This is a genomic window from Sphingobacterium sp. 18053 (genome assembly GCF_902706145.1).
Lineage (GTDB): Bacteria > Bacteroidota > Bacteroidia > Sphingobacteriales > Sphingobacteriaceae > Sphingobacterium > Sphingobacterium paramultivorum.
The window spans coordinates 655,847-672,681 of the sequence record NZ_CACSJW010000003.1; the positions used below are offsets into that span (position 1 = coordinate 655,847).

The following is a 16,835-nucleotide window of genomic DNA, read 5'->3' on the forward strand; positions in this document are numbered from 1 at the left end:
GAAATTTCCAATAGTATAAGTCTTATTTCCGATTGCGTTATTCGGTAAATTATCTTAGCAAGTATCTTCGTAAGCTATTTATTTAGACTTAATATAATCAAAGGTATTGAAATCATACTACTTATTCAATTAAACATTAAAAAATGTTAAAAAGCTACTTATTAATTCTATTTCTATTCTTCACCTCGCAGTTTTATGAAGAGGTGGCCGCACAGACTAATTTTACCGTAGAGGGGCGTATCCTGGATTTAAAAACCGAAGAGCCTATTAGTGGCGTTTCAATCCGTGTGAAAGAAAGCTTCAAATCAAGTTCTGTGATGACAGGTTCACAGGGCAGTTTTCGTATCCGCCTTCATCAGGGACAGACATTGGTGATCTCACATCTCAATTATACGCCACAGGAAATTCAGGTTCGTAGTGGACAATCCAATCTTGTCATCCGACTAGCTGAAGACCCACACATGTTATCCGAAGTAAACGTAACTGGTGCATTGGGGATAAAAAGGCAAGCACGAGAACTCGGTACTTCGGCGCAATCTGTAGACAATCAAGAATTGAATCTTGGTAAGGTCGTAAATCCTCTTTTGGCGTTATCGAGTAAAGTTGCCGGACTAAGGATCAATGCAACAGACTTAACAACAGGAAAAACTGACCCGGGTATTCAAATTAGGTTAAGAGGAACACGTTCTTTAAACCGGTCAAAAAATGATCCCATATATGTTGTAGATGGTGTTCCATTGCCCGATATTACGCGAATCAATCCCAATGATATCCAAGACATTACTGTACTGAAGGGAGCTAATGCTGCTGCGCTATATGGATCTGAAGGTGTCAATGGTGCAATTATGATCACCACAAAATCGGGTCGGGCAGAAAGAGGGCAGATCAACTATAGTAATAGTACGTTGTTTTCCAAGGTTTTCCTGCTACCCCCTGCTCAACAGCGTTTTGGTCAAGGACAAAATGGTGTGTACAGTCCTGTAGCAAATGAATCTTGGGGTGATCGTTTTAATGGTGAGGTCAGAGATTTTGGGTTGCCCATCAATGGTGTACAACCAACGAAGGTATATAGTGCTCCGGATAAAGATAACCGATTGGATTTTTTCGACACGGGTGTAACAGTACAAAACGATCTCTCATTCTCTTCTGGCGATGATAAGGGATCTTATTACGTTTCTTTGCAGGATGTTCGTATCAAAGGTGTGATTCCTGGCGACAAATCAAGTCGTACTGGCGTACGATTTAATGGATCGCGTCGATTTAACAAGTTGAATACCTCTTTTAATACAAATTACGTTTTTTTCAAGAACAATACGACAAGTGATGGCCCATGGTTATCTGTTTATACACAACCCGCCAATATCGACTATAAAGATGCACGAAACTGGCAGGATCCAAGTTCGCCAAATCATCCTTTAAACTGGTATAATCCAGTTGCCGGCACTAGAAATCCTATTTTCATGGCTGACAATAACAGAAATACGTCTGATCAGCATACATTAAATTCAAAACTGGAGTTTAATTATGAATTTACAGATTGGTTAGATGCGACTTTCCGTACGGGACTATATTTCCAATCAGAACCTGGTCGTGTGACGAACAGAAAATTGGTTTCTAATGTAGCAACAAGAAATATAAATGGGAGCGTAAATGATACACATAGAGGCTTTACCCGTTTCAACAATGATTTGATCCTGAATTTTCATAAGAACTTTGGTGAGTTCTCTACCAAGTTTTTGGTCGGACAAAATGTTCGAATGGATGATACTAAATCTATCAATATCAGTGCTACAAATCTATTATTTGAAGATATATTCAATCAGGGCTCTCGCACTGGCGAATTGGCCGGTGGTTCAACAATTACAAAATACCGTTCGCTCGCGACTTACGGAGAATTTACCGCTGGATATAAAAACTATCTTTTTCTAACGCTTACAGGCAGAAATGATCAGGTATCGGTGCTTGATCCAGGAAACAACAGCTATTTTTCTCCAGGTGTAAGTTCCTCTTTTGTATTTACAGATGCGATCGCGAGCCTGCAGAAGAGCAGGGTATTGAGCTACGGTCGTATTTTTGCTTCTTTTAATAAGACTGGAAACGTAACCTTAGATCCTTATCGTCTGAACCTGAGTTATAGCCAAACCGCGGGTTTTCCATTTGGTAGTTTAGTCGGATTTACTCCTTCCCTATCTGAGCCAAACCGATCGATAAAACCCGAATTTGTTAAATCATTTGAGGTAGGTACCCAGCTCGGATTCTTTAACGACCGTTTGCGGACGGATATTGTTTATGCTTATTCGGACTCGGATGGACAAATATTTGATGCTGGTATCTCGCGTGCAACGGGCTTCAATTCAACGATCGTAAATGCTGGACAGATCATCAATAAGACCTATGAAATCATGATCAATGGAACCGCAATTAAAAGCAAAGATTTGAACTTACAGTTTGGCCTTAATTTCAGTTATACCGACACAAAAGCCAAAAATCTATATGCAGGCGACGAGTTTAACATCTTTCGACAAGCTTACGCTATCAAAGGCCTACAATATCCAACACTTCGCATGACTGACTTTTTAAGAGAAGACGGGAAAATCGTTTTGGATCCAAACGGGAATGTAATCCCTTCGGAAGAAGAAAAGGTAATGGGAACGATGGTACCGCCCTATCTTTTTGGATTTAATACCAAATTCAACTATAAATCCTTTACAATGGGTTTTCAGATTGATGCGAGACTGGGAAGTTGGATGTATTCGGAGGTAATCCCGAGGATGTTTGCTGCCGGAACACATCCGGAAACTGCAAAATACGATAGACAGCCTTTTATTATGCCTAATTCTATGGTACGCCTGGCCGACGGATCAATTGTCGAAAATAATGAGGTATATTCTAAGGGAGATAAAGCGTGGTGGACAGCATACGGAAATATACAATCTGTCACCGCCGCTAAAGGAGATTACCTAAAGCTTAGGGAACTCTATATCGGGTATGATTTGCCGCAATCGTGGCTATCCCATCAACGGATGATCAAAAAAGCAAGCATTGGTTTTGTGGGAAACAACCTTTTCATCGTCAGGCATTCTTCCAATACAATCGGCGACCCAGAGGCACTTTATAATCAAACAGATGGCTACAACAGCTTCAGACAGATTCCGACATCAAGATCAATAGGTTTTAATGTCAACATTACTTTTTAATACTACGGAGATGAAATACACTATCATAAAATCAGCCTTATTTGCGATTACTTTACTTACAGCGAGCTCCTGTAAAGACTTTCTTGATGTAAATGATAATCCGAATGCGCCAATAAAAGAAAATTTAAGCCTAAATGCCAAGCTTCCGGCTGCCTTGGTCGTATCTGCCGTAAATGAATCTGTCCAACTGAATCAGATCGGTGGTTTGTGGGGAGGTTATTGGGGAACTTCAAATGAAGGAGTAAGTGCTTTTACGGCATTAAAGACCTATAATGGTCCTGCGATAAGGGATACAAGAGACGGCATACCTGTCTGGGAATCCAATTATAACAACCTACTGTATTACAAAGAAATTTTGGATCAGGCCAATGTCGAAGATGCAAGATTTTATGCGGGGATCTGTAAGATCATGATGGCTCACCATTTCTTTACACTTGTTGACTTTTACAATAATGTTCCCTTCAGTGATGCTTTAAACGGCTCTGTTAACCTGCATCCGAAATATGAATCAGGAAAAGATGTTTATGCCAAGTCCGTTGATCTAATTACCGAAGGTATTGCAGATATCAAGGTTGCCTCTCTGTTGCCCACAACAGACGACGTTCTTTTCAAAGGCGATAAAAGCAAATGGACCAAATTTGGTAACACGCTCAAATTAAGAGCCTTGCTAAAACAATCGGAAGTTGCTAGTCAAGAACCCTATATTAAACAGGAAATATCCAAAATTATCGAAGAAGGTTCAGGATTTCTTTCCGAAAATGCAGCTGTCAATCCGGGATATCTCAACACTGCAGCAAAGATGAATCCTTTTTACGAGACCTTCTATCGGAACAATGCAGGTGTGGCAGTAGCAAATTATGCCAATATCAGACCAACACAATTTTTGATCAACACGTACAAAGCCTATAACGACCCGCGCTTACAACAAAACTATACGCAGGTCAGCGGGGAGTTCAAAGGTGTCCTTTTTGGAAATAACACCATAGCTGAGGAGTTTGCAGCGGTTAATACTTCAGCCTTAAAGGGTCCGCTGGAGAATGGTAATCAGCCCGCTGGGATTATAAAATCATTTAGCCAGTCGACCGTTCTCATTTCCTTAGCGGAAACTGCTTTTTTAGAAGCAGAGGCCATCGAGCGGAAATGGATTAGTGGCAACGCGAGTGAATCCTACCAAAAGGGAATTCAAGCCTCATTTAATTATCTGTTCAATCAAAATAATTACAATACGCAATCCTATATGAACCAGAAAAGTGTCATTTATTCGGAAGCGAGTAATAAAATTCAACAGATCATAACCCAGAAATGGCTTGCATTACACAACATCAACAATATTCAGGCATGGAACGATTATAGACGTCTGGGTTATCCTGCAATACCAAATTCACTGTCATCGCCAAGTTCAGGCGCGTATCCATTGCGCTTTATGTATCCGGAGACAGAAATCAATACCAACAACGCCAACGTGCAAGCACAAGGAGAAAATGGAGTCCTGCTGGCAAGGGTATGGTGGGATACAAAATAGTATTGTTTATCAATATAGAAATTTAGATTAGAGAGCTAATGTTATCAATTGTGGGTAGCATTATTTGTCAGACGGGGTCCATTGAATGGGCCCCGTTCTTTTTATGACAAATTGCACTTTCACCTCCTGGACTTCCAAAATCATCATCAAGATTTCTCCATATCTAATGCTCATTTTTTTTACAATTACATTTAGTGAATGAGGCAGTTATAATACACATACAAGTTATAATGAGACAGATCTACCTGCTTTTGCGATGGATAGCAATTTAACTTTTATTTTGGCCTTGGATCTTGGCTGGTGACGCCAGAAAATAAATTTGTCCGCTCCGCTAATGTCAGCACATTTTTCTGGGGGGTACATTCAATACATATTATTGGGTCGATCCACAGGAAAATATGATCGGTCTTATTTTCACACATGAATATATGGTTAACTCTTCTTTATTGATTGGATTCATGAGACTTACTTTGAAATTTTTTAAAAAAGTAAAGAACCCACAAAAACTGGGTGTATCCGTACACCGCATCTTCAACCGGAATCGTAAGGACCCTGATCCCCATAAATTCCATGGGATTGTAGTTGACTATCGGAGACTCCAAACCTGTTCCGGTGAGTATACCATTGACAGGTAAAAAACCCAACATAAGCAAGGTGAAGACTACAGAGGCCTGCGTAATCCATTGTATCCGAAATGCAAAGTGAAAAAGCACTAATGTCAAGATAGTCACCGTAGCGGTAACAACTGTATAGATTCTGTCGGCATATCGAAGTGCCACCACAGCACATATAATGACACTCACAAAGACAACGATATTATTAAAGGCGGATAGCGATTGTAATCTAAAAAATTTATCAATGCAGAAATAGGTGAAAATACAAGAAAAAGGGATGAAGATAAAGAATAACCATTCTTCCAATGGTAAGCCTGCTATAATCAGGCCTAGGGTGTATCTTGTGTCAAACCACCATACTCCCTTACTCGTAAACCAGACATCCCAAGCGATAAAAAATACAGCAACAAGTGCCGCTGACTTTAAAAATGGGACAAACTCACGATCGAATCGAAGCCGCTTGTCGAAGGATGCGACAAAACAGATTATGACCGTAAAAAATAAGATAAGCGAGTAAGTATATGGCATCATATTTTTTCATTGTTAGTATACATTTTAAAGTATTTCATCGGAACATATAAAAAGCCAAAACATTCGCCCTCCTCTTTACCCAAATGTTTATGATGTTGTTTATGGGCACGACGAAGCGCCAAAAAGTAACGGTTATTTGTTTTACTCAACCATTTGAAGCGTTGATGGATAAATATATCATGCACAAAGAAATACGCCATACCATAGAGCATAATCCCTAATCCGACGTAAAACAGATAATTGTAATCCCTTAACGAACCGAAATACATCAATGCGATGGTGGGAAGAGCAAAAATGATAAAAAAGTAATCATTCTTTTCCAAAAAACCCGAATTGCTATGATCGTGGTGATCGCGATGTAATATCCAGAGAAAGCCGTGCATAATGTACTTATGGATAAGCCAGGTTGCGCCCTCCATAGCGATAAAAGTGATCAATACTGTAATAAAATTCATAGCTCTATATTATAAGTAAGCAGCTTTGTAACGCAGATAACTTTTGAAAGCAACATAGGCTTTTTGTACATTTGGTATCCTAACTCTGCTTTCCAAAATTTCCTTTGAGGATTTTTTTCGAATCTTTGCAAACAGTGAAAGGTAATACTTGTAAGCTAGATAGACGCCAAATTTTGCCGATGCAGGCAATTTTTTAATTCCCAAAAGCGCTTCCTTAAATTCGCTGTGTATCTCATCCTCAATCTGGCTTTTGAGTGCATTATCGAAGACTGCCATATCCAGATTCGGAAAATAGGTGCGACCAAGAACATGGTAGTCGTCTTTAAGATCCCGCAAGAAGTTTATTTTCTGGAATGCAGAGCCCAGTTTCATGGCGTAAGGTTTTAACTCCTCATAGCGCTGTCTATTACCTTCCGTAAAAACCTGTAAACACATCAATCCCACCACTTCCGCCGAACCATAAATATATTCTTTATAGCGTTCAGAATTATAGTCGACTTTATTCAGGTCCATTTCCATGCTGTGTAGAAATTGACGGATTAGCTCGATGTCAATCGCATACTTATGTACCGTCTCCTGAAAAGATTGTAATATCGGATTTAATGAGATACCTTCCTCTAGCGCACAGTTTGTCTCGAGATATAACCGCGCCAACAGTCGCTTCTTATCATATCCATGAAAACTGTCCACGATTTCATCAGCCAATCGTACATAGCCATAAATCGCATAAATACTAGCCCTAATGCTGGGCTTGAGTGCCAAAATACCGAGCGAGAAACTTGTACTATATTTTTCAGTTGTTTTTTTGCTTACTTCATAAGCGAGTTCATCAAATAGCTTTTTCATGGTCTTATGTTTTACGATATAATTCAATGGCTTCTTTGGCAACAATTTTCCCTGATAAAATGGATGGAGGCACACCGGGACCAGGAACCGTTAGCTGACCTGAATAAAAAAGATTATGGACTTTCTTATTTCTGATCTTGGGTTTCCATACCGCTGTCTGTTTCAATGTATTTGCAAGTCCATAAGCATTTCCAGCGTAAGCATTATAATCGCTGATAAAGTCGCTTACACAGTAACTTCTCTTGTATGCAATCTGTTCATATAGGTTTTTTGTACCGGTATGCTTTTCCAAACGCTTTAACATCTTAATTAGGTATTTTTCACGTGTTTCATCATCGTCCGAGATAGCGGTCGCCAAGGGCATTAATAAGAAGAGATTCTCACTGTCTGCAGGAGCAACATGAGGATCCGTTTTGGATGGACAACATACATAGAACAGCGGATTTTGAGGCCATTTTTTTTCACCATAGATACAGTCGATATGATCATCCAAGGGATGCTCAAAGAACAGTGTGTGATGCGTTAGATTTGGAATGGACGATTTCATACCTAGGTAATAGATCAAACTTGAGGGAGCAAAGGTCCTGCTCTTCCAATAATCGTCATCGTAGTTTCTCAACTCCTTGGCAAGTAGTGTTTCGATATGGTGATAATCGGCCGATGCAACCACGAGATCAAATGGATGATTCACACCATTAACAACTACAGAAGTGATCTTATTCTTTTCAATCTTGAACCCATCAACATTATGATCAAAATGAAAAGTGACTCCTTGTCTCTCCGCTACTTGTTGCATCGCCAGTACTAACTGAAAAAAGCCTCCTTTCGGATAATGAGTTCCAAGTGCGTAACCGCCGTAGTTCATCAGGCTATATAATGCCGGAATATCCTTGGGTGAAGCGCCCAAAAATATAACCGGAAATTCCATCAATGTCCGCAATCTTTGGTCCTTAAAGTATTTGGAAACGTAGGATCTAAAATTAGAAAGTAAATCTAGCTTAAAAGCACTAAGTGCAATTTTTGGAGAGAGAAATTCGCCCCAATTGTGACAGGGTTTATTCACAAAATCCCGCATGCCGACTTCATACTTAAATTTTGCAGCTTCCATAAATCGATCCAACTGCATACCAGCCCCAGGTTCGATCTGTTCAAATAATTGTTTTAACTCCTGATAGGATTCAGGTACACGAATCTGTCCAGAGTTAAATATCATTTCAAATTGTGGATTGAGTGATACAAGTTCAAAAAAATCAGCAGTACAACACCCAAAATCCGAAAAAAAGGACTCAATAATATCAGGCATCCAGTACCAGCTTGGTCCCATATCAAATTTAAACCCTTCTCTCGTACTAAACTGCCTCGCTCTTCCACCGGGCTGCGTATGTTTCTCAAAAACATGCACATCGTATCCTGCCTGCGCAAGATAGGCCGCCGCTGAAAGACCCGAAAAACCTGCACCAATAACTGCTACCTTCTTTTTCATTTCTGTTTTTTTAGCTGAACTTGAGTAATACCCCCAATAGATTTACTGACACTGCAATATGGTAATGTACACATTGTAGTTCTTATATTATTTCCATCGCACCGCAGTATGGACTATAACTTCACTTGTTCCAGCAATTTTTCAGGTGCAATATTTCTATCATAGATTAATTGATGAAATTTGCTCAATTTATCCAATAGACTTATCAGTGTTATTTTTTCACTGTAGGTCAAATCACCTGAAACAATCTGGGTAGCATGACGTATTTTCCCCATTTGTCGATCCAGCGCCGATAAGCCATTTTCTGTGATATAAAGCACCTTACTTCGTCGGTCTTGCTCTGAATCTTGCTGACCGATCCATCCTTGTTTGATCAAACGATTTATAATCGCCATGCCGGCTGGCTTTTCATGAATATTCCGCCTGATCAATTCCATTTTTGTCATCTCGCCAAACGACCTTAAGGTTATAAGGTATATAAACTCTTCTTGTGTAGAAAAATCAGATTCCCAAATAGCTGCCTTTGAATAACTTTTTGCAAACCTATTCATATGCACTATTAATGTGCTGATCACACTCTCTGGACTACGCCCATTTTCCTTACCGTCCCATTCGGGTTCGACCAGAACATCGGTTTCTTTTGCCACTACCCAACGTTTAAATCCATCCGCGTCGGTACTGTAGATTCCATCTACGTTTTCCTGTTCAAATTCCTCTACTAATACAATGATTTCTTTTAAAAGTTGATATTTCATACACTTTATTTAGAACATAAATATACTATATTTGTTTTGATTTTTTTAATAAAGATTTTTTTTAGAATAAATATAGACTATAAATCTTATCTACTCTTGATTTTGACCAACTGCAACTCATATCGGGTAGAGACTTGCTTTTACTTATAAAAAGACTTTTGTGCCAATTGGTAATCGCTTTTATTAATAATCGTGCAACATTTTTTTCCTGAGCTCGACTAACCTATAGTCACTAACTGCAAACAATGGTCATCAAACTTTGCACAAGAACCTTAATTACATGAAAGTCATAAAAAAAATTGCCCTAGTCTTCCCATGCCTGCTTCTTTTCGCCATAGCTCATGGTTCATCTAATAGGATTATCCTTTCGCGCATCGATTCAACCTTTACTGTTACAGGCAAAGTAGTCGATTCGCTTACAAAAGAACCCGTTCATTTAGTTTCAATATACCTGATGGATCATCAAAGTAGCAGCACCCCTGTCAAAACAGTGGTGACAAATGAAAGCGGAGACTTCCAATTAACCTATAGTCAGCGCTCATTTTACCTAAAAATCAACCACCTTGGCTTTCAGCCTCAGATAAAAAGAATCGAAACGCCGAGCGGGAGCAATATAGATATCGGTACTATAAGGCTTCATAAGATTGACAATAAACTTGAGGAGGTTGCGGTTTCTTCTAAGAGACCTACCTTGGAGCTAATTACCGGTGGGTATAGATTTAATGCTGAAAACAATATATTAGGCAATAGTACAAATATAGCAGAACTGCTCAAGCAGGTACCGGGATTAACTGTTGATGAAATGGAAGGCAAATTGCAATTGCTCGGAAAGGGAGCTACTGTATTGATAAATGGTCGAAAAGTCAATTTGGGTGGTCAGGATTTATTGAACTACCTGAAATCTCTACCGAGCAACGAGGTCTTGTCTGTTAATGTGCTTACCAGTCCAGGCGCAGCATATGATTCCGCAGGAGACGGAGGTGTGTTAGATATCAGACTTAAGAAAAATTCCAATTTGGGCTTCTTTGGGTCGGCAAGTACAAGTGTTTCTACCCTTTGGGGAACGGACCAATCGCTTAATTTAAATCTAAAAAAAAGTAAGTTTGAAATTTCATTGGGTTATAATTTTTCATATGGTGAAAATATGCATAAACGAAACGATCTTATAAAAAACTATTTCTTACCTGATTCTAGTTATCTCTATAGACAAGAACAGGTTAGTGAAAGATACCAAAGGACACATTCCATCAAAATCAATACACTTTATAATATTGATTCAACAAGTACGCTCTCTTTTAATTATTGGTACGCCAGCTTTTATGGTAAATTTCCAAATGAACGAGATGCCACGATCTATAATCGGAAAGATGAATTTCAAAGGCAGCTTAAACAGCAGGACTTCATGTTTCTAGACAATAATTTCCATATCGTCGATTTGATCTACGACAAAGATTTTAAAAAGAAAAGCAAGCTTTCAATCGGCCTGAATTACTCGAAATACTCGAATGAGAATAACACTTCATTCTGGAGAAAGGCATTAGATTTTTCTAACACGGAAATAAATTCCTCAGAAAATGATAGCAGAAATTTTATTATTAAGAGACCATATGAAATCTGGACCTTCAATACAGATTACAAAACTAACATTGGAAGGAGTATAGATCTAAAATTTGGTGTAAAATATGCCAGTGCAAATACAGAAAGCTTCTTTAAGAATCTGACCACAGATGGAAATATCGTCGGAGGAGAAGCAAATATTGAAGATAAGGTTCAATATAACGAAAATATACTTGCTGCTTATTCTTCTCTGAGTGGTAAATATAAACACTTCTCCTTCGATGTAGGCTTGCGACTAGAATCATTCGATTATACATTACGATCCCTTTCAACTGACGAACAGATTAAAAACAACTATCTTAATCTATTTCCCAACTTTAATGTACGATATGATTTCGAGGACCTTAAAAACAGCATTACTTTATCGGGGAACAGAAGAATCGAACGACCAGGTTATAACATGCTCAATCCATTTGCGGTGACCAATAATCCCATCTATTTTACCAACGGTAACACACAGTTGAAGCCATATTTTGCAAATAGACTAGATCTGCAATATTCACATAAGTGGAATACCAACCACTCACTGATCTTTTCTTTATATGGAAACTCCTCGAAGAATATGTTTACCTATATCTCAAGATATAATGAGGAGGTTGGAAGCCCGGAGTTTAACTATTATAATGATTATAATCTAAACCAAATTGGAGGTTATGTCATGTCGCAAAACAAATTTGGAAGCAGCGTGAATGTCAGTACATATTTATCGGCCCAACGACCTACTTTCAGATCGAATAATACAGAAGATATTTTGTTACCTGGTATTGTCAACTTTAGTGGGTCGATCAACACCTTTATTAATATTCTGCCAAAGACTACTGTTCAAATATTCGGCTTTTATGCTTCGAAAAGAAATAGTTTTCAAATGCAATATGGGGCAACAGGATATATCACGACGGGTTTACAACAAAAAGTGCTTCGGGACAAGTTAAACATATCCCTGACGATTGAGGATATTTTCAACTTACAAAAAGCACCTATTTCCATTTTAGGCAATGTGATTAGCATTGAAACAGTGAATAAATTGAAGTCACGCTATGCAAAATTGAGTTTCAGTTACAATTTCGGAAAAACCTTCTCAGCAAAACAGACCAAAAAGCTGGAAAAAGATTCGAGGATAGATTAACCCATCAATACGTTAATCGTCAAAGATGATTCGGGGAAGCATAGCGCTGGATATAATTGAATTTAGAAAATAGCTTAAATACAGATAGACCTCAAAATACTGCGAATTTAAAACGAATCCATACGAATTGAAATTCGCATGAAAATTTGAAAAGCGTTGTTTTAACTTAGTCCGATAAACATGTGAAAGAGAACGTTAATTATGAATGAGACTATCATAGAATTCGATAACAAAAAACGTCTGAAATTAGCGCTATTTGGCTTGCTGTTGACGATAGCGGCTTTGGCATTTGCTTACTATATTTTCTTTGTCGCTGAAAAAATAAGAATTTTCCCTGGAGCATTGATGTTGACCTTAGGGGGCTTAGGATGTTATTGTCTAATTGGCGGAGTAAAAAGTCTATTTGTTAAAGATCGGACTGGCCTAATATTGAACGCAAATGGCATTCGATATAATGGTACGCCAGTAGGAATAAAGGCTGGGACTGTAAAATGGACTGCTATTCAATCTGTCTCGACAGGAATGGCCCATGGCGTCCATTTTGTTTTTTTGAAGCTACACCATCCCGAAAATTATATGCAGCAGTTCTCTCCACAAGTACAACAACATGTACTCGAAAATGGAATAGCCGTTTCGGCAGATCAACTGTCGCTTAATTTCAATACACTCAAAAAATTGATAGAAGAGTATTATGAGCGGTATAAGGGACAATAAGAGGGAAAAGACTCGCCATAAACAAGCCCCTATAAAATCTTACAGGGGCTTGTTTCTATTAATCGTATCAAATTGTTGTATTACAAATCCAGTTGAATACCTAAATTCGCTATTGTTCCACTTCCTTTTACATAATAACGGCCTTCATTTGTAGCTCCCCTCACCTCCGCGTGCAGTGGAAAGTAATCATTATTAAGGATATTATTAACTGAAAAAATGAACGCCAGATTCTTTAATTTGTAGCGTGTTTGGAAATCCATCAGACCATAGCCCGAAATCGGATATTTGCCATAATTATATTCAGAAGGTTGAAACACATCGCGTTTCCCCAAATGTAAATACTGCAGATAGACATTCCACCGATCTGTCAATTTGAAATCTGCATTGATATTTACTTTAAAAGGTGAAATAATGGAATTATCCAATTTATCCTTGTATTTTCCCTCATTTTTCAAATCTTGCCTACCATCCATATACCCGAGTATAGTACCAAACTTCAACCATTCAACAGGGGTTACATCGACTACAAATTCCAAACCATAAATACGTTGAGGCACTTGAATCAGTTCATAATTACCTGGCGTTGAAGTTTCTGCGAAAGTACTACCCTTTTTGGAAGAGCTATAGTACCCTGTCAATTGGTAACTTAACATAGCATAGGTTCCATTTAGCCCCAACTCAAAATTATTGACAACTACAGGCTTCGGATCAATTTGACTCAAAGGTACTCCATTCCGTAATACAAGTCCCACATCGCCGATAGAATACCCTTGTGAAAATGATACAAAGGGCTGCAGGTATTTTAATTTATTATACCTTCCCGCCAAATTGAATACAAATGCGTTTGAGTTGCTCTTATCTCCAGGAGTGACTTTCCCTGCTTTTGTTAGATCTCCTACCTTGAAATCCAAGTTTTCGTATCGCACACCACCTTTTAAGATCCAATATTCAGCCAGGTTAAACTTACTTTGAAGGTATAGGGCGCCACTTTTCATATTCATGTCGGGTGTCACTAATCCATCGTCCAACGTTTTTTGAACCGTGTGATCCTTTAAAAGATCTACTCCATAAATTAAAGTTACCTTATTGCTGTTGGATAGATCAAAGGGCGTACTAAAATTTAGTCTGGCTCCCTTATGATCAGAATATGTTTGGTTGTAGCTTTCAAATACCGTGTTCATATCTTCATAATACAGACTCATATTTGCTGAGGTTCTACCAAAGTTACCATCATACTTTACATGAAAAGCTTTATTGTAAGGTGTCCCACCGTTAATCACTGTATCTGAAGGTATCCCTATAGCAGGTTTACTGCCAAACTCCCCCTTAGTACCGACATATTTACTATCCTGAACACTTCTATAATAGTTCCCCATAAGTTCAACACGATGATTATCGTTAATCTGATAACCAATCTTCGCTAAGGCATTATAACTTTTTGTCTCGCCCAGGCCATAAAATGGACTTACAATGGTACCATCGGAGCTACGTACGACACCTGTTCGCGCAATCTTTCCTTGCACAACATAATCAAACTTGTCTTTCGATCCAGAAAATACTTGTGCCAAATTATACCCATATGTTTCATCTGGTCTGACCAAGCTTAGAGAATTATTTAAAGAGGTTGAAGAATGAAAACTCCTGTCTGTCTTCGGCTTCTTTGTTATGTAATTAATTATACCACCTGCGGCGCCATTTCCATACATTGCAGAAGCACCATTGATGACCTCAATATGGTCAATTGCGCTAGCGTCTATCGTCTTCATATCTCTTCCGCCATTTCTTAAAGGAGTAGATTGAGGAATTCCATCAATAAGTACCAAAAAATTCCGACCACGTATTTTAGCAATAAAATTGTTTTGGCTTTCCTCACTGGGAGAGATACTTGGCACTTTCTGCATTAAAATATTGGGTAGGTTGTCATTTATCAGACGTTGATCTTCTAAGGTCTTACCTCCGATATAGGTAATTGATGATGGCACTTCGTCAATACTTTCAGCCAGTCGGCTCGCCGTTACGACAACTTCATTCAAGTGATTACTTATTTGCTCCATGACAAAGTCTGGGAGCTCCAGGGTTTCCCTTTCCAGTGCGATCTGCGATTTGATTTCTTGAAAACCAATATGCTTTATAGTCATGGAGTGAATTCCTTTAGGAATCTTTGAAAAAATAAAATTCCCTTCATTATCAGTCTTGGCGCTATTTATCCCGTCAATATTGATATACACATTGGACAAACCTTTCCCTTCTGAATTTTTCACCTTGCCCTTAATTGACCCCGATTCTTGATCATTACCATTTTTCTTAACAGCAATCGGTCTTTCCCTTGAAAAACTTATTGCTGGAATTATGGAAAAACTTAAAACCAATAGACTGCTCGCCAATGTTGTTTTTTGGGTAATAAACCAAGATCTTGTTGTTGTTTTCACGTGTTGAAGGTATTTAAAAAATCACTCGCCCTGTCCGCATATTGATATCTGTCTATTTCCAAACCTTTCTACCTGGGAAAGCCTGTTCTGAAAAAGATATAATTACTATTTAGACTAATTATTATTAATGGCAAATATAGTAAAGTTAGGAAATACTTAAAGCTAAAAATTTAGAATATGAGCCCATTATCGACACAAGTAACAATTTCTCATTACAACTGGCAGGCGTTATCTCCATTTCTTAATGGTTATTATTTCGTTGAAAAACAAAATATATAATGATTCCACTCATACAAATTAAAATGGATCCCAGAAAAAATGGCACTCCCGAAAATTGAAATAGCGCTTTATCCTGTGTAAAATAGTAGAATGAGTTTGTCATTACAGGAGGTCCAATAATAGATGTTGCACTTACCAAACTTGCCAACGCTCCCTGAAGTTCACCTTGTTCATTTGAAGGAATACTCTTGCTAATAATGGATTGCAGTGCGGGTCCACAGATTCCGCCTAAAGAATATGGGATAAGGAAAACAAACATCATCCATCCTTCACTAGCGAATGCGAATAGCATAAGACCGATCGCATAAAAGAGTAATCCAAAATATACACTTTTCTCTTCGCCTAATTTAGGGTTTACCCATCTTATTAGAAACCCTTGTACTAATCCAAGCAATAATCCAAGCAACCCAAGTGATAAGCCAACCGTCCGTTCTGTCCAACTAAACTTATACATGGTAAAGAAATGCCAATTACTCTGCACGGCGTGAAGAGCGATATAGACCAAAATCAAGGCAACAACAAGGCGCGCTATTTTCGATTGTTTTTTCAGAAAATTAAATGTTCCAATGGGATTCGCACGTTTCCAATCAAATGGTCGTCGTTTATCCTTATCTAAACTTTCCGGCAGAAAAAACAGCCCATAAAGAAAATTCACTAGGCATAATAAAGCGGCGGCATAAAAGGGTACTCGAGCTCCGTAATATCCAAGTAAACCACCGATTATCGGGCCCAAGATAAACCCCAAGCCAAAAGCTGCGCCTATTAAACCAAAATTTTTGGTTCTATCTTCATCCGTGGATATATCAGCGATGTATGCACTAGCGGTTGAAATACTAGCCCCAATTAGCCCAGCAATGATTCTTCCCAAAAAGAGCCAACTGATAGATGGCGCCAATGCTAATAATATATAGTCGATGGCAAATCCAAAAAGAGAAATTAAGATAATTGGGCGTCTACCATATTTATCACTGAGATTGCCCACTATAGGCGCACATATAAATTGCGTAATAGCATATGCAAAGCCGAGCCATCCTCCATATTTTGCTGCTTCGCTAAGGTCTCCATGAATAAGTTCTGCAATGAGTTTAGGAACAACTGGAAGTATAATGCCCCAACCTGTAATATCAATCAACAGGGTAATAAATATAAACCCGATAGCTGCTTTTTTTCCTGTATTTTTCATGCTGTAAAATTAAACAGACGAGAAAAGGAGCTATTGACAATTTAATGGTGTTTACGTACCATTTGAAAGCTAATTCTACTTGAA

11 protein-coding genes are annotated in these 16,835 nt (G+C 38.4%); 4 read left to right on the plus strand and 7 right to left on the minus strand.

Annotated features, from left to right (window positions below; translation table 11 throughout):
* The first annotated feature begins 143 nt into the window (after positions 1-143).
* Both GVK91_RS09520 and GVK91_RS09525 read left to right on the plus strand, forming a co-directional pair.
* Entirely contained in the window at positions 144-3,197 is a 3,054-nt protein-coding gene (locus GVK91_RS09520; RefSeq protein ID WP_159728177.1) for a SusC/RagA family TonB-linked outer membrane protein, read from the plus strand.
* Between the two features lie 10 nt (positions 3,198-3,207).
* A complete protein-coding gene (locus tag GVK91_RS09525) occupies positions 3,208-4,719 on the plus strand; it encodes a SusD/RagB family nutrient-binding outer membrane lipoprotein (protein WP_159728179.1) in 1,512 nt (503 codons plus the stop codon).
* A 443-nt stretch (positions 4,720-5,162) separates the two neighbouring features.
* Here the strand turns inward: GVK91_RS09525 and GVK91_RS09530 are convergent, their stop codons facing one another.
* From GVK91_RS09530 to GVK91_RS09550, 5 genes are all read right to left on the minus strand, one after another.
* Positions 5,163-5,864 carry a lycopene cyclase domain-containing protein gene (locus tag GVK91_RS09530; protein ID WP_159728181.1) on the minus strand — a complete coding sequence of 234 codons (702 nt, stop codon included), beginning with the start codon at positions 5,862-5,864 and terminating at the stop codon, positions 5,163-5,165.
* Complete coding sequence (locus GVK91_RS09535) at positions 5,861-6,319, minus strand: sterol desaturase family protein (RefSeq protein WP_159728183.1); 459 nt, start codon at positions 6,317-6,319, stop codon at positions 5,861-5,863. The genes GVK91_RS09530 and GVK91_RS09535 overlap by 4 nt, the downstream gene beginning before the upstream one ends.
* A 9-nt stretch (positions 6,320-6,328) precedes the next feature.
* Entirely contained in the window at positions 6,329-7,165 is an 837-nt protein-coding gene (locus tag GVK91_RS09540; RefSeq protein ID WP_159728185.1) for a phytoene/squalene synthase family protein, read from the minus strand.
* Positions 7,166-7,169: 4 nt separating this feature from the next.
* Positions 7,170-8,648, minus strand: a complete 1,479-nt coding sequence (locus GVK91_RS09545) for an NAD(P)/FAD-dependent oxidoreductase (RefSeq protein WP_159728187.1) — start codon at positions 8,646-8,648, stop codon at positions 7,170-7,172.
* Positions 8,649-8,761: 113 nt separating this feature from the next.
* Positions 8,762-9,403 carry a MarR family winged helix-turn-helix transcriptional regulator gene (locus tag GVK91_RS09550; protein WP_075993731.1) on the minus strand — a complete coding sequence of 214 codons (642 nt, stop codon included), beginning with the start codon at positions 9,401-9,403 and terminating at the stop codon, positions 8,762-8,764.
* Between the two features lie 280 nt (positions 9,404-9,683).
* Here GVK91_RS09550 and GVK91_RS09555 point away from each other — a divergent pair, with 280 nt between their 5' ends.
* Together GVK91_RS09555 and GVK91_RS09560 are read left to right on the plus strand one after the other, a co-directional pair.
* Positions 9,684-12,146 carry an outer membrane beta-barrel family protein gene (locus tag GVK91_RS09555; RefSeq protein WP_159728189.1) on the plus strand — a complete coding sequence of 821 codons (2,463 nt, stop codon included), beginning with the start codon at positions 9,684-9,686 and terminating at the stop codon, positions 12,144-12,146.
* A 201-nt stretch (positions 12,147-12,347) separates the two neighbouring features.
* Complete coding sequence (locus tag GVK91_RS09560) at positions 12,348-12,860, plus strand: STM3941 family protein (protein WP_159728191.1); 513 nt, start codon at positions 12,348-12,350, stop codon at positions 12,858-12,860.
* An 80-nt stretch (positions 12,861-12,940) separates the two neighbouring features.
* Here the strand turns inward: GVK91_RS09560 and GVK91_RS09565 are convergent, their stop codons facing one another.
* Both GVK91_RS09565 and GVK91_RS09570 read right to left on the minus strand, forming a co-directional pair.
* A complete protein-coding gene (locus GVK91_RS09565) occupies positions 12,941-15,289 on the minus strand; it encodes a TonB-dependent receptor (protein ID WP_159728193.1) in 2,349 nt (782 codons plus the stop codon).
* Positions 15,290-15,530: 241 nt separating this feature from the next.
* Positions 15,531-16,751, minus strand: coding sequence for a TCR/Tet family MFS transporter (locus tag GVK91_RS09570; RefSeq protein ID WP_159728195.1), 1,221 nt, complete (start codon positions 16,749-16,751; stop codon positions 15,531-15,533).
* Between the last annotated feature and the right edge of the window lie 84 nt (positions 16,752-16,835).